Origin of the sequence: Streptomyces sp. NPDC057654, assembly GCF_042800135.1 — a bacterium.
Lineage (GTDB): Bacteria > Actinomycetota > Actinomycetes > Streptomycetales > Streptomycetaceae > Streptomyces.
This window is the reverse complement of the sequence record NZ_JBHVHQ010000137.1, coordinates 1-13,698: the sequence shown is the minus strand read 5'-3', so window position 1 is coordinate 13,698 and position 13,698 is coordinate 1. Positions and strand designations below refer to the sequence as shown.

At 71.8% G+C, this 13,698-nt stretch carries 10 protein-coding genes and 1 pseudogene; 5 read left to right on the top strand and 6 right to left on the bottom strand.

Annotated features, from left to right (window positions below; translation table 11 throughout):
• A pseudogene (locus tag ACFU99_RS13740) lies at positions 1 to 307 on the top strand (protein-L-isoaspartate(D-aspartate) O-methyltransferase); the annotation flags it as partial.
• Positions 308 to 313: 6 nt separating this feature from the next.
• Here the strand turns inward: ACFU99_RS13740 and ACFU99_RS13735 are convergent.
• Positions 314 to 2,338: a CocE/NonD family hydrolase gene (locus ACFU99_RS13735; protein ID WP_384390442.1), complete on the bottom strand. Its 2,025-nt coding sequence runs from the start codon at positions 2,336 to 2,338 to the stop codon at positions 314 to 316.
• 18 nt (positions 2,339 to 2,356) lie between these two features.
• Positions 2,357 to 3,847 (bottom strand): peptide MFS transporter, encoded by a 1,491-nt coding sequence (locus ACFU99_RS13730; protein WP_384390439.1) that lies wholly within the window; start codon positions 3,845 to 3,847, stop codon positions 2,357 to 2,359.
• A gap of 374 nt (positions 3,848 to 4,221) precedes the next feature.
• Between ACFU99_RS13730 and ACFU99_RS13725 the strand changes: the two genes are divergently transcribed.
• The 4 genes from ACFU99_RS13725 (at position 4,222) to ACFU99_RS13710 (ending at position 8,940) form a co-directional block, all read left to right on the top strand.
• On the top strand, positions 4,222 to 5,232 hold the full coding sequence (locus tag ACFU99_RS13725; protein WP_384390436.1) for a polyprenyl synthetase family protein: 1,011 nt from the start codon (positions 4,222 to 4,224) through the stop codon (positions 5,230 to 5,232).
• 358 nt (positions 5,233 to 5,590) lie between these two features.
• Positions 5,591 to 6,910, top strand: a complete 1,320-nt coding sequence (locus tag ACFU99_RS13720; protein ID WP_384390433.1) for an outer membrane lipoprotein carrier protein LolA — start codon at positions 5,591 to 5,593, stop codon at positions 6,908 to 6,910.
• Between the two features lie 109 nt (positions 6,911 to 7,019).
• Entirely contained in the window at positions 7,020 to 8,075 is a 1,056-nt protein-coding gene (locus tag ACFU99_RS13715; RefSeq protein ID WP_384390431.1) for an ABC transporter ATP-binding protein, read from the top strand.
• Positions 8,062 to 8,940 carry an ABC transporter permease gene (locus ACFU99_RS13710; RefSeq protein ID WP_384390429.1) on the top strand — a complete coding sequence of 293 codons (879 nt, stop codon included), beginning with the start codon at positions 8,062 to 8,064 and terminating at the stop codon, positions 8,938 to 8,940. Before ACFU99_RS13715 ends, ACFU99_RS13710 begins: the two co-directional genes overlap by 14 nt.
• 51 nt (positions 8,941 to 8,991) lie before the next feature.
• On the opposite strand, the gene ACFU99_RS13705 is transcribed toward ACFU99_RS13710, so the two are convergent.
• From ACFU99_RS13705 to ACFU99_RS13690, 4 genes are all read right to left on the bottom strand, one after another.
• On the bottom strand, positions 8,992 to 10,338 hold the full coding sequence (locus ACFU99_RS13705) for a M28 family metallopeptidase (RefSeq protein ID WP_384390427.1): 1,347 nt from the start codon (positions 10,336 to 10,338) through the stop codon (positions 8,992 to 8,994).
• 57 nt (positions 10,339 to 10,395) lie between these two features.
• Complete coding sequence (gene rarD / locus ACFU99_RS13700; RefSeq protein WP_384390445.1) at positions 10,396 to 11,358, bottom strand: EamA family transporter RarD; 963 nt, start codon at positions 11,356 to 11,358, stop codon at positions 10,396 to 10,398.
• A 248-nt stretch (positions 11,359 to 11,606) separates the two neighbouring features.
• Complete coding sequence (locus tag ACFU99_RS13695; protein WP_384390424.1) at positions 11,607 to 12,728, bottom strand: methyltransferase domain-containing protein; 1,122 nt, start codon at positions 12,726 to 12,728, stop codon at positions 11,607 to 11,609.
• On the bottom strand, positions 12,725 to 13,698 hold a 974-nt coding region (locus ACFU99_RS13690; protein WP_384390422.1), incomplete at its 5' end, for an MvdC/MvdD family ATP grasp protein. The genes ACFU99_RS13695 and ACFU99_RS13690, both read right to left, overlap by 4 nt.

The following is a 13,698-nucleotide window of genomic DNA, read 5'->3' as shown; positions in this document are numbered from 1 at the left end:
CGTCATCGGGCTCCGGGTGCGGAACATCGCCCACAACGCCGATCGCGATCGCGACGGCCGGCGCGCCGTCTGGTTCTACGGGCTCACGGATCGATCCTGGGCTGTTGTCGTGTTTCGGGACGGCCCCGAGCTCGCCAAGGTGTACCAGTCCGGGCCCCGGCGGCTCTGGGACGAGGCCGAGGGCGCTTTCCGCTGGTGGGACGGGCGCGGGCGGCCCGGCCCCGAGCGGTTCGGGCTCACCGTCGGGGCCGACGGGCGGGCCCCCGCCGTCTGGTTGGACCGGCCCGACGACGTTTGGGCGGTCTGAAGGCCCTCAGCCCGCCGTGCGCGGCAAGCGCCTTTGCCATTCGCGTTCGAAGACGATGTCCTCACCCTCCCGGCACGTCACCTTGTTGTACGTCACGAAGTCCGTTCCATCCGTCGTGATTTCCGATTCCGTGTCCACCTTCACGTCCCAGCCGATGTCCGGGCGGTGCAGGCGGATGTGCCAGTCGGAGCGTGTCCGGGCGCTGAGGGGGTCGTATGTGCGGATGCGGTACGTCTCCAGGGCGTCCTCGGTGAACTGGAGGCCGTCGGGGTAGACGCGGGTGCCGCCGTAGCGGGGGTCGACCTCCAGGGTCCAGTCGGCTGTGGCCACGTCGCGGATCACCCTGCGTTCCGGGCGAGGGGAATCGGCCTCGGGGTATTCGACTCCCAGGGGCTCCGACTGTTCCGGGGCCTCGAAGGTGATCGCCGGCCTGGAGGAATCGGCGGACGCGTCCCTCACCGGCAGGTCCATCGTGCTGTGCGACGGGTGCACCGTCCAGCCCCCGCCGTCCGGCTGCGGCCAGATCCACGGCCAGTACGCCGACGAGAGCGAGAGCCGGATGCGGTGGCCGGGCGGGAAGGCGTGGCCGATGCCGTTCAGGTCGAAGGCCACGTCCTCCGTCGTGCCGGGTTCCCAGTCCACGCTGCGGTCGCGGCCGTGCCGCGCAGCCAGGTTCAGGACGCCGCGCGTCACCAGCGTCGACGCGCCGTCCGGTGCCACGTCGCAGATGCGGGCGATGACCTGGCCGCGCCGCGCCTGCGAGGTGAGACGGAGGCGGACGCGGGGGCGGCCGAGGATTTCCACGCGGTCGGTGAGGGGGGCGGAGTCGAAGGAGACCGAGCGGCCGTCCTCCTCGCGCTGGTCCGGCGGCAGGTCCGCGTCGTTGCCGAACGGGAAGAAGCGGCCGGCGTCCACGCCCGTGTGCTGCGGGGAGGCGACCTCGACCGGGGCGTCGCCGGGGAGCGCGTACGCGGTCGTACGGATCGCGGGGGAGGGCCAGGAGTCCTCGCCGACCCAGCGGCCCGGCAACTCGGTGTAGACCGTGGCCGGCGGGTGGGATTCGCTGATCCAGGCCCGTAGCAGCGGGTCGTCCATGACCCCGGTGTCGGCGTCCTTGAGCCAGTGGTCCCACCAGCGCAGGGTCTCCTGGAGGAAGCCGATGGCCGGGCCGGGCGGCAGGCCGCGGTCCGGGAACTGGTGCGACCAGGGCCCGATCAGGCCGCGTACGGGCGCGCCGCCGTCGCCCGAGAGATGTTCGACCAGGCGCAGCACGGTGTCCCGGTACGGGTCGTGCCAGCCGCCGACGGCGAGCACGGCGGCGTCGATCGCGGAGTAGTCCTCGCTGACGCTGCCGTGCCGCCAGTAGTCGTCCCGCGACTGGTGGGCCAGCCAGGTGTGGATGAGGGGATCGACGGTCTCCAGCCGGTCCAGCCACATCTGCCGCCAGGCGTCGCCTACATGCGTGGGGTCCGGGGGCCGGGAGACGAAGGCCAGCATGGTGGCGGCCCAGGCGTGCATGTCCACGGCGAGTACGGAGCCGCCCATGTAGTGGACGTCGTTGTCGTAGCGGTCGTCCGCCGAGCAGACCGTGATGATCGCCTTGAGCGCCTCGGGGGCGCGGGCGGCGATCTGGAGGCTGTTGAAGCCGCCCCAGGAGATGCCGAACATCCCGACCCGCCCGCTGCACCAGGGCTGGGCGGCGAGCCACTCCACGACCGCGACGCCGTCGGCGAGCTCCTGCTCGTCGTACTCGTCGCCCGGCGCGCCCTGCGAGTTGCCGTGGCCGCGCACGTCGACCCGTACGGACGCGTAGCCGTGCCCCGCGTACCAGGGGTGCCGCTGCTCGTCGCGCGGCGCGGTCCAGTCGCCGAGCCGGTAGGGCAGATACTCCAGGAGGGCGGGTACGGGCTCGGTGCCGTACGGGCGCCAGATCCGCGCGTACAGCTCGGTGCCGTCCGCCAGGGGGATGCGGACGTCCTCGCGGAAGGTGCGGTGCGGGAAGTCGGTGCGGATGTGCGGGGTGTTCTGCATGGCGTGGTCCCAACAGCCTCAGTGGACGGGGTGCATGGTGCGGCGCAGCCAGGGCCCGGCGGCGACCACCGCGATGCCCGCGATGACGGCGACGGCCCCGTTGGCGCCGAAGTACAGCGCGTTGGAGATCTCGCCGAAGAGCTTCACGGTCTGCGCCTGGATGCCGTTGGCGAGGGCCAGCGAGAGGAACCACAGGGCCATCGTCTGGCTGGCGAAGGCGGCCGGGGCGAGCTTGGTGGTGGCGGACATGCCGGTGGTCTCCAGCAGGATGTCGCCGAGGCCGAGGAGTACGTACGAGACGACCAGCCACCAGGCGGCCATCTTCCAGTCCCCGGCGCGGCCGGTGGTGGCGGGCACCATCACGAGGAAGGACAGGCCGCCGAGGATCACGCCGTAGGCGATCTTGTGGGAGGCGTGCGGCTGGCGGCGGCCCATCCGGACCCAGAGCGCGGCGACGAACGGCGCGAGCACCACCTCCACCACGCCGAGCACGGAGTTGTACCAGGTGGAGGGGAAGTCGAAGCCGAACACGGAGGTCCGCGCGTGGTCCGCGGCCAGCAGCGTCATCGTCGAATACGACTGGAAGAGGATGAAGTTGAAGACCACGGACGCCGCGAACAGCACCATGTACGGGCGCAGCCTGCCGCGTTCGGGCGCGGTCACCCGCGGGCTGCGGAACATGACGGTGAAGTAGACGACCGGCGCGATCACGGAGATGACGGTGACGGCGTCGACGGTGCGGTCCATCGTCAGCCAGCCCGCGGCGTGCAGCGCGAGCGCGACGGCGGCGAGCGCGACCAGGCCCCCGGCGATCAGCAGTCCGGCGCGGCGCATGGCGGTCGGCGGCAGCGCGAACTCCGCGCTGTGCTTGCGGCCCGCCAGGCCGCGGCGGCCGAGCACGTACTGGGCGATGCCGAAGGTCATGCCGATCGCGGCGGCGGAGAACCCCCAGTGCCAGCCGATCTTCTGGCCGAGCCAGCCGGTGATCAGCGGTCCGAGGAACGCGCCGATGTTGATGCCCATGTAGTACAGCGCGAACCCGGCGTCGCGCCGCTCGTCGTCGGTCGCGTAGAGCTTGCCGACCATGGTGGAGACATTGGGTTTGAGCAGCCCCGTACCGGCGATGATCAGTCCTAGGCCGACCCAGGTCATGGCGCCGGCGGGCACGGCCATCGAGTAGTGCCCGAAGGCGATGAGGACGCCGCCCCACAGGACGGCGCGGTACGTGCCGAGGACGCGGTCCGCGAGCCAGCCGCCCGCGACCGAGACGAGGTAGACCAGGGTGCCGTAGGCGGCGGTGACGGAGGCGGCGGTGTTCGAGGCCATGCCGAGGCCGCCGTGGGCCAGGGTGTCCGCGAAGTACAGGACGAGGATCGCCTGCATGCCGAGGAACGAGAACCGCTCCCACATCTCCAGGCCGAAGAGTGTGAGCAGGCCGCGGGGGTGTCCGAAGAAGGAGTGGTCGGCTGTGGTCGGGGGTCTCTCGTCGACCGGCGCGGTCTCGGTCAAGGTGCTGGCTCCAAGGTCATCAGTGGTCCGACTGCCGCTGCTGCCCCTTCCTTTCCGGGCAAAACCTGATGCTCCGGGTGATCAAGAACATACCGGGTCGAAAAGCGGACCGCCCGGCGGCGGACACCGGCCGGAGGCCGACCGGAGGCCGTACGGAGAGCGACCGGAGGCCGACCGGAGGCCGTACGGAGAGCGACCGGAGGCCGCACCGAAGTGGTGGGGGAGTCGCGCGGACGTCGCGCGGACCGGTCGGCCGGGCACTTCGCCGGGCAGGCGGCCACGGTGATCCAGACGGGACCGGATACGCTGACTTTCGGTGGAGACAGCGATACATCGACAAACCTCGTGATCGCAGGCAGACAGGAGTAACCCTCGTGACCGTCGTAGGGCCCTTCGGGCTGAGCGTGCGGGACCAGGCTCTTGAAGCCGATGTCCAGGCCGGCCTTGCCGCCGTCGAAGAGGGCCTCCTGGAGGCCACCAAAAGCGAAGTGCCGTTCATCACCGAGGCCGCGCAGCATCTGGTGCGGGCGGGCGGCAAGCGGTTCCGGCCGCTGCTGGTGATGCTCGCCGCCCAGTTCGGCGACCCGTACGCGCCCGGCGTCGTGCCCTCGGCCGTCGTCGTGGAGCTCACCCACCTCGCGACGCTCTACCACGACGACGTCATGGACGAGGCCGAGGTGCGGCGCGGCGTGGACAGCGCCAACGCCCGCTGGGGCAACTCCGTCGCCGTCCTGACCGGCGACTTCCTCTTCGCCCGCGCCTCGCACATACTGGCCGACCTGGGCCCGGAGGCGGTGCGCATCCAGGCCGAGGCGTTCGAGCGGCTGGTCACCGGCCAGATCCTGGAGACCGCCGGTCCCAGCGACGGCCGGGACGAGGTCGAGCACTATCTCGACGTCCTGGCGGGCAAGACCGGCTCGCTGATCGCCGTCGCCGGGCGGTTCGGCGCGATGATGTCCGGGGCCGACGAGGGCACCGTCGACATCCTCACCCAGTACTGCGAGCGGCTCGGCATCGCCTTCCAGCTCGCCGACGACGTCCTCGACATCGCGAGCGAGGGCCACGAGTCGGGCAAGACGCCGGGCACGGACCTGCTGGAGGGCATCCCCACGCTGCCGGTGCTGCGGCTGCGCGAACTGGCCGCGGCGAGCGGCTCGGCGGACGACCGCGAACTGGTCGAGCTGCTCAAGGGCGACCTCACGGACGAGGCCCGGCTCGCGCACGTACTCGGCCGGCTCCGCGTGCACCCGGCCCTGGAGCTGGCGCGCCGCGACTCGATCCGCTACGCGCAGGACGCCCGTGCGTGCCTGGCCCCGCTGCCGGACGGGTTCGCGAAGTCGGCTCTTGAGGAGCTGTGCGACGCCGTGGTGCACCGGGCGGGCTGACGGTACGGGCGTCAGCCCGTGTCCCTCCGGCCGTACGGGGCCGCCGCGCCCATGGGCGTACGGGCCGGAGCCGGACTCACTCATACGGACATACGGACATACGGACCGCGGCGGAGCCGGGGCGGCCCCCTAAGGGATCGGGCGGGGACAGTGCGCTGCCAGGCGTATCCCGGCCGTCCGGCGGCGAGCCCCCGTCATACCGGAGGCTGACATGGAGTTGATCCCCGGGGCTGACGTTTCTTACCGGCCGTTTTGGTGGGATTGCTAGCGCCACCACAGGGCGGTCGGGCGACAATGGCCCGAGGGTGGACGAGTGCAGGACGCGAAAGACCGCCGCCGACGACGGAGGTAGAAGCAGATGCCACGAATCCGACCGACACACGAAGCCGACGGCGCTGGCGAGGCCGATCACCGCCGCCCCGGCCGCCGCAAGGCTGTCCGGTACGGCGTACCGGTCGCGGTCGCGGGGGTGGCGGCAGCGACGATCGGGCTGGTCCCGGCGCTCGCCAGCAGCGGCGACCCCGACCTTCCGAAGATCACCGCCCAGGACCTGATAGCCAAGGTCGCGGCCTCCGACACCCAGCAGCTGTCCGGTTCGGTGAAGATCTCGACCGACCTGGGGCTGCCCTCACTGCCGTCCGGCATGTCGTTCGGCGGAGGCGGCGGAGGCGGCGGGGGCGGCGGCAACAGCGGCAAGGACGGCGGCTCGGACGCCTCCCCGCAGGCCAAACTCACCGAGCTCGCCGCCGGTACGCACACGCTGCGGGTCGCCGCCGACGGGCCCGACAAGCAGCGGCTGTCCATCGAGGAGAAGGCCGCCGAGTACAGCCTCATCCACAACGGCGACCAGCTCTGGGGCTACGACAGCGCCAGCAACTCCGCGTACCACGCGACGGTCCCCAAGGATGCGTCCGCCAAGGGCAAGGGCTCCGACGCATCGAAGGGGCTGCGCAGCGCCTCCCCGCAGGAGCTCGCCAAGCAGGCGCTGGCCGCCGTGGACGACTCCACCTCGGTCTCCGTGGACGGCACCGCCAAGGTCGCCGGGCGCGACGCGTACCAGCTGTCGATCAAGCCCAAGCAGAGCGGCTCGACGGTCGAGTCGGTCCGGATCTCGGTGGACGCGAAGAACGGCGTGCCGCTGAAGGTCACCGTCAACCCGAAGAGCGGCGGCAAGCCCGTCGTCGACGCGGGCTTCACGAAGGTGGACTTCGGCAAGCCGGCCGCCAGTACGTTCGACTTCACGCCGCCGAAGGGCACGAAGGTCACCGAGGCGAAGGACGCCAAGGCCAAGGCCGACCGCAAGGGCGGCTCCGACCTCTTCGCGGGCAAGGGCGCGGGCGAGGCCGAGGACTGGGCCAAGAGCTTCGGCGGCGGCGCGAAGGGCGACTCCGAGGTCAACGTCACCGGCAAGGGCTGGGCCTCGATCGCCGAGATCTCGATGCCCAAGGGCAGCGTGCCCGGCGGCAAGGACGGCAAGAGCACCAAGGGCAGCGGCGACGCGTCGGGCCTGATGGACTCCTTCGGCAAGAAGGTGTCCGGGAAGTTCGGCTCCGGCCATGTCTTCAGCACCCGGCTGGTCAACGCCCTGCTGACGGACGACGGCAAGCTCTACGTCGGCGCGGTCGACAAGGACGCGCTGGTCAGCGCGGCGAACAAGGCCGCGAGCAGCGCCAAGTAGGCGAGTACTCGCCGCCTCGCACGATCCTGCCCCGGCCGTCCGTCGGCCGGGGCAGACTTGCTCGGGCAGGTCCGTTGAACGGCCAGTCGGCCGGCCGACCGGCCGGGAGATGAAGGTGAAGCCTGTGAACGACGCGTCCCGACCCGCCGCGGCCCCGGCGCCCCCCGACGATGACGCCGTCATCGCGACGCGCGGGCTCAGCAAGCGGTACCGCGGCGGGCAGCCGGCCGTCGACGGGCTGGACCTCACCGTGCCGCGCGGCAGCGTCTTCGGCTTCCTCGGGCCCAACGGCTCCGGGAAGACGACCACAATCCGGATGCTCGTCGGGCTGATCGAGCCGACGTCCGGCGTCGCGCGCGTCCTGGGCGAACCCATGCCGCGCGCGGGGCGGCGGGTGCTGCCGCGGGTGGGGGCGCTCATCGAGGGCCCCGCCCTCTACGCGTTCCTGAGCGGCCGCGACAACCTCACCCGCTACGACGCCGCCGACCCGGCCGCGGACCCCCGCACCCGCTCGGCGCGGGTCTCCGCGGCCCTGGACCGCGTGGGACTTGCCGCCGCCGCGGGAAAGAAGGCGCGCGCGTACTCGCTCGGCATGAAGCAGCGGCTCGGGCTGGCCGCGGCCCTGCTCCAGCCGCGCGAACTGCTCGTACTCGACGAGCCGACCAACGGCCTCGACCCGCAGGGCATGCGCGAGATCCGCACCCTGGTGCGCGAGCTGGCCGCCGAGGGCACCACCGTCTTCCTCTCCTCCCACCTCCTCGACGAGATCGAGCAGGTCTGCACGCACACCGCGGTCATGGCCCAGGGCCGGCTGCTCACCCAGGGCACGGTCGGCGAGCTGGCCGGGGCCGCCCGCGGCCGGCTGGTCGTCACCACCCCCGACACGGCGGACGCGGTGCGCGTCCTCAAGGAGCACGGCGTGAGCGACCTCGTCGTCGCCGAGGACCGGATCACCGGCGAACTGCCGTTGCCGGTCTCCGGCGGCCCCCTCGATCCCGGCGAGAGCTTCGGCTCCGGTGATCCCGGCGGTCCCCTCGACCTCGCCGACCTCAACGCCGCGCTCGTACGGGCCGACGTACGGGTGCGCGGCTTCGGCACGGAGCGGGCCTCGCTGGAGGACGCCTTCGTCGCGCTCACGGGGGAGGGCTTCGATGTCGCGGGCTGATGTGGAGGTGCGGGCGGGGACCATGCGGGCGCCCAGCCCGCTGTGGCGGCTCGGGCTCGTACGCAGCGAGATCGGTACGACCTTCCGCCGCTGGCGGACGCTGGCGCTGCTGGCCGTGCTCGCGGCCGTACCGGTCCTGGTCGGCATCGCCGTGAAGATCCAGACGGACGACGGCGGCTCGTCGGGCGGCGGCGGGCCCGCTTTCATCGCGCAGGTCACCAACAACGGGCTCTTCCTGGTCTTCACCTCGCTCGCCGCGACCCTGCCGTTCTTCCTGCCGATGGCGATCGGCGTGGTGGCGGGCGACGCGATCGCGGGCGAGGCGAGCTCCGGCACGCTGCGCTATCTGCTGGTCGCCCCGGCCGGCCGTACGCGCCTGCTGCTCGCCAAGTACGCGACCGTGATCACGTTCTGTCTGGCCGCGACCCTGGTGGTGGCCGTGTCGGCGCTCGCGGTGGGGGCGCTGCTCTTCCCGCTGGGCGACGTCACCCTGATCTCCGGGACGACGGTCTCCTTCGCGGACGGCCTGCTGCGGGCCGGGGCGATCGCCCTCGTCGTGGCGGCGTCACTGGTGGGCGTCGCGGCCGTCGGCCTGTTCATCTCCACGCTCACCAACAGCGGCATCGCCGCGATGGCGGCCACGGTGGGGCTGCTGATCACCATCCAGATCCTCGATCAGATCCCCCAGCTGCACGCCGTGCAGCCCTATCTCTTCCCGCACTACTGGCTCTCCTTCGCCGACCTCCTGCGGGACCCGGTCTACTGGGACGAGCTCCAGAAGAACCTGGGGCTCCAGGCCCTGTACGCGGCGGTCTTCGGGTCGGCGGCCTGGGCGCGCTTCACGACGCGCGACATCACGGTGTAGCGCTTTCGCACAGGGGCCGGGGCGGGCGCCGCCGACCCCCGTGCGGTGGTGCTAGAAGGTGAGCTTCCAGCTGTCGATATAGCCGGTGTCCTGCGCGCCGGTGTCCTGGACGCGCAGTTTCCAGGTGCCGTTGGCGGTCTCGGACGAGGCGTCGACGGGGTAGGTGGCGATGACGTTGTCGGCCGAGTCGTTGCCGCTGGCGGTCTTGAGGCTGAACGTGCGGCCGCTCGGGCCGACCAGGGCGACGGTGAGGTCGCCGCGCCAGGTGTGCTTGATGTCGACGCCCACCTTGAGGGCGGTGGGCGCGTTGCCGGGGATGCCCGTCACGGTGATGGGCGACTCCACGGCCGGGCCGGCGTCCGGGATCTGGACGTTGTCGGTGTTCTCGAAGGTCTTGCCGCCGGGCGGGTTGGTGGAGCCGCCGCTCAGGGACCAGACGGCGCTCGCGATGGCGTCGCTGTTGACGTCCAGGGCGGTGTCGTTGATGTTCGCCGAGGTGTCGCAGGACCGGTGGTAGCAGGCGTCGAAGGCGCGGCCGGAGGTGCCGCCCCACTTCTGGGCCTGGGCCGCGGTCTTGATGTAGTCGGCGCCGCTGAAGAGGCCGCCGACGCGGATGCCCGCGCTCTTGAAGGGCGCGTGGTCGGAGCGGCCGTCGCCCTCGGTCTCGATTTCGGTGGGGATGTTCTTGGTGGCGTAGAAGTCCTTGAAGACCTTCTCCAGCTGCGCGTCGTCGTCGTAGACGAAGTAGCCGGGGTTGGGCGAGCCGACCATGTCGAAGTTCAGATAGCCGTCGATCTTGGAGCGCTCGGCGCCCGGCAGGTTGTTGACGTAGTAGCGGGAGCCGACCATGCCCAGCTCCTCGGCGCCCCACCAGGCGAACCGCAGGTGCTTGTCGGGCTTGTAGCCCTCGCGGGCGGCGGCGAGGGCGACTTCGAGTATGGCCGCCGAACCGGAGCCGTTGTCGTTGATGCCGGGGCCCGCGCCGACGGAGTCCAGGTGCGAGCCCGAGAAGATCACATGGTTGGCGTCGCCGCCGGGCCAGTCGGCGATGAGGTTGTAGCCGGTGGCGCCGCTGGAGGAGAACTGCTGCACGGTGGTGGTGAATCCGGCGGCGTCCAGCTTGCCCTTCACATAGTCGAGGGACGCCCGGTAACCGGCCCGGCCGTGGGCGCGGTTGCCGCCGTTGGCGTTCGCTATGGACTGGAGCTGGGACAGGTGCGCCTTGACGTTGGCGACGGGGATGTCGGGGGCCGCGACGGCAGGTGTCGCGGGGGCCGCCGGGCCCGCGGCCGATGCGGGGGCGGTGCCGAGGAGGGCGGCGGTCGCGGCGGCCCCGGCGGTTAACAGGGCGAGACTGCGGCATCTTCGGTGCAGGGGCTGTCCGGTGCTGTGAGGCATGGGGGGCTCCCAACTCGTTTGACGTGGGCATGATGCTGGGGGTGCCCCATGCCACCGTCAAGGGCGGGATTCGGACAGTGATTCCCGGATATCGGGCCCTTCGGAGGGCCCATCCGAGGGCCCGTCGGCGTCGTCGCCGTCGTTGGCGCGTACGGCCGCGTGCCCCGCCCGCGCCGCCGCCAGCTCCGCCCGCCCCGTACGGGCCGTACGCAGCGCGTCCCAGGTCAGCAGCGCCAGCGCCAGCCAGACCAGCGCGAACCCGGCCCACCGCTCGGGCGGCATCGACTCGTGGAAGACGAAGAGCCCGAGCAGGAACTGGAGGGTCGGCGCCAGGTACTGGAGCATCCCCAGCGTGGACAGCGGCAGCCGCACCGCCGACGCCCCGAAGCAGATCAGCGGCAGCGCCGTCGCGATGCCGCACCCCGCGAGGAGCAGCGCGTGCCCGACCCCGCCGGAGGCGAAGGTGGACTCGCCGCGCGCGCCCAGGAAGACCAGGAAGCCGAGGGCGGGCAGGAACTGGATGGTGGACTCGGCGGCCAGCGACTCCAGCCCGTCCAGCCCGAGCTGCTTCTTGACCAGGCTGTACGTGCCGAAGGAGAACGCCAGCGTGAGCGCGATCCAGGGCAGCTTGCCGTAGCCCGCGGTCAGCACCGCGACGGCGACCACGCCGACGCCGACGGCCGCCCACTGCGCGCGCCGCAGCCGCTCGCGCAGCACGAGCACGCCGAAGGCGATGGAGACCAGCGGATTGATGAAGTAGCCGAGGGCCGCCTCGACGACATGGCCGCTGTTGACGCTCCAGATGTACAGCCCCCAGTTCACGGAGATGACGGCCGCCGCGACCGTGACCAGCGCGAGCTTCTTCGGCTGGCGCAGCAGCGGCCGTACCCAGGACCAGCGGCGCAGCGCGAGCAGGGCCAGCCCGACGGCGGCCATCGACCAGGCCATGCGGTGGGCGAGGATCTCGATGGCGCCGGAGGACTGGAGCAGATGCCAGTAGAGCGGCAGCAGCCCCCACATGCCGTAGGCGGCGAGGCCGTAGACGAGGCCGGTGCTGGTGGTGGAACGCGACGTCAAAGGTCCTCCCCGTGGACGTGGTGACCCGTCGACGGTAGCGCCGCCGCGCACGCCTGTCAGGTGCGTTCCGTATGACGGTCGTTACTTTCGGTGGACGGCCCGTCGCCGGCCCGGCCGCTGTATCTCAAGACCAGCACGGCAGACATAGAACGCCCGTTGCGCTCGGGCGGGCGTTTGGCGGGCGGTGCTGGTCAGGCGCTCAGGGGCCAGCTCGGGCCGTCAGGGGTGTCGAGCCAGACCCGCTGTGCTGTGCCGCTGATGCTGATGCCGTAGCGGTCGGGGGCGGGCTCGTCATTGCCGCGGAAGACGGCGTATGCCGCTTCGAGGCGGGTCCAAAGACGCCGGGGGCCGGCCTCGGTCACAGTGCCCTCCGCGTCAAGGCCGGCGATGGAGCCGTCGGAGGACCATACGCGCGCGCCGTTGGGGGAGCGGCCGTCGTCGAGGTCGTACTGCCAGACGAGGCCGGGCTCGACGACGCCGACGAGGAACCGGAACGCGTTGTCGAAGAGCATCGCGGTGGGCAGCGTGGAGGGGCGCCCGGGTGCGTCGGAGAGTTGGGCGAGGTCGCCTTTGGGGGGACCGGTCTCCTCGCTGTGGCGCAGCGGCATGAATGCGGCGGTGCCGATGAACCGGCCCTCGGCGGTGCGCGGGCCGGTGCGGTGGATGCGGGCGAGTCCGAGACCGAGCGGGGCCAGGATGAGCCCGCCGTCGGCGAGCTGGTCGAGCCACGCCGGGGGCACGGATTCGATGCCGCACGTTGCCAGGACACGCCCGTACGGGGCCGCGGCGGCGTAGCCGTGCGCGCCGTCGCCGGTGATGACGCGCGGCCGGTATCCGGCCTTGGTCAGGCGCTCGCGGGCAGGCTCGGTCAGCTCGTCCGCCAGGTCGACGGTCGTCACGTGCCGCTCGCCGAGACGGTGCGCGAGCAGGGCCGCGTTGTAGCCGGTGCCCGTGCCGATTTCGAGCACGGTCGTGCCGTCGTCGGTGATGTCGAGGGCTTCGAGCATCTCCGCCATGAGCGAGGGGACCGTGCTCGACGAGGTCGGGGCGCCGTCGGTGCGTTGCGTGATGAGGGTGCGGTCGGCGTAGACGCCGGCGAGCCATTCCTCGCGGGTGTCGGGGTCGTCTCCGCTGACGCGACGTCCGCTGTTGTCGTAGTAGGCGGGTACGAAGACGTGGCGGGGGACGCGCTCGAACGCGTCGCGCCATGCCGGGGTGACGAGGTCGCCGGAGTCGCAGAGGGCCTGGGCGAGTTCGCCGCGCAGCGCGGCGGCCCGCTCGTCGAGTCCGGGGTCGGGAGCGGGGCTGGTCATCCGGTGGTGCCCTTCTCGAAGAGGTCGGCGAGCGCGTGGGTGAGGGGTTCGCGGGTGCGGTCGATCCATGCCCACTGGCCGTTTGCGTTCACGTCGATGAGGTGGTGGGTGCCCTTGCTGTCGACGATCAGATCGAGGGCGGCGAAGACGAGGCCGAGACGGTCCAGCAGGGCGCGCACGCCGTCGGCGACGGGGGCGGGCAGCTCGGCGGGACCGTAGATGAGGCTGTCCCCGTCGCGGCGCCAGTCGAGGCGGGCCGGCCCGTCGGGTGCGTGGACGGCGACGGGGAACAACTGGCCGTCGACGACGGTCACGCGGACCTCGTACGCCTTGTCGGTGATCTCCCGCTGGAACAGATGGGCGGTCAGGGCGATTCGGGGGTCGCTCCACTGCTCGCGCGGTACACGGCGGGTGTAGAGCTGTCCGCGCTGTCCGCCCTCGGTGTGCACGATGCCGCCGAGGACTTTGGTCACGATGCGCCCGCCGCACCGTTCGGCGAACGGGGGGACGTCGTCCGGGTTGTTGGTGATCAGGGTCTCGGGCACATGGAGGCCGACCTCGACGGCAGCGGCGAGCTGGCGGGGCTTGGTGCAGTCCGCGTTGCGCTCCGGCCGGTTGACCCATAGGACGCCGGGCAGCGAGCCGAGCACACCGGATACGGCACGCTTGGCCTGTGAGGCGGCGAAGTCCTGCTCGGGGCCGCTCATGGTGCCGGGGAAGGCGAAGCGGGTGGGCTTGCGCCACCACACCGCGCGCAGCTCGGACAGGTCGATTCCGTGCGTGAGGCCGTGCATCCGCCCGCCCCACCGGCCGTCGGGCCGCAGCTCGGCGGAGAGGGCCGAGGCAGTCGGGAAGTCGGCGAGGTCCGTACGCCAGAACGGTACGCCGCGGCGGTTGAGCTCGCGCAGAACGTAATCGGCGGTCGGGTCGAGGGCATAGGTCACGACGAGCACGCGCGGCGCCGCAGCGC

Coding starts and splice junctions, on each gene's coding strand:
- ACFU99_RS13735 (WP_384390442.1), bottom strand. CDS start 2,338: ATGCAGAACACCCCGCACATCCGCACCGACTTCCCGCACCGCACCTTC.
- ACFU99_RS13720 (WP_384390433.1), top strand. CDS start 5,591: ATGCCACGAATCCGACCGACACACGAAGCCGACGGCGCTGGCGAGGCC.
- ACFU99_RS13715 (WP_384390431.1), top strand. CDS start 7,020: ATGAAGGTGAAGCCTGTGAACGACGCGTCCCGACCCGCCGCGGCCCCG.
- ACFU99_RS13710 (WP_384390429.1), top strand. CDS start 8,062: ATGTCGCGGGCTGATGTGGAGGTGCGGGCGGGGACCATGCGGGCGCCC.
- ACFU99_RS13705 (WP_384390427.1), bottom strand. CDS start 10,338: ATGCCTCACAGCACCGGACAGCCCCTGCACCGAAGATGCCGCAGTCTC.
- rarD (WP_384390445.1), bottom strand. CDS start 11,358: ATGTGGGGGCTGCTGCCGCTCTACTGGCATCTGCTCCAGTCCTCCGGC.
- ACFU99_RS13695 (WP_384390424.1), bottom strand. CDS start 12,728: ATGACCAGCCCCGCTCCCGACCCCGGACTCGACGAGCGGGCCGCCGCG.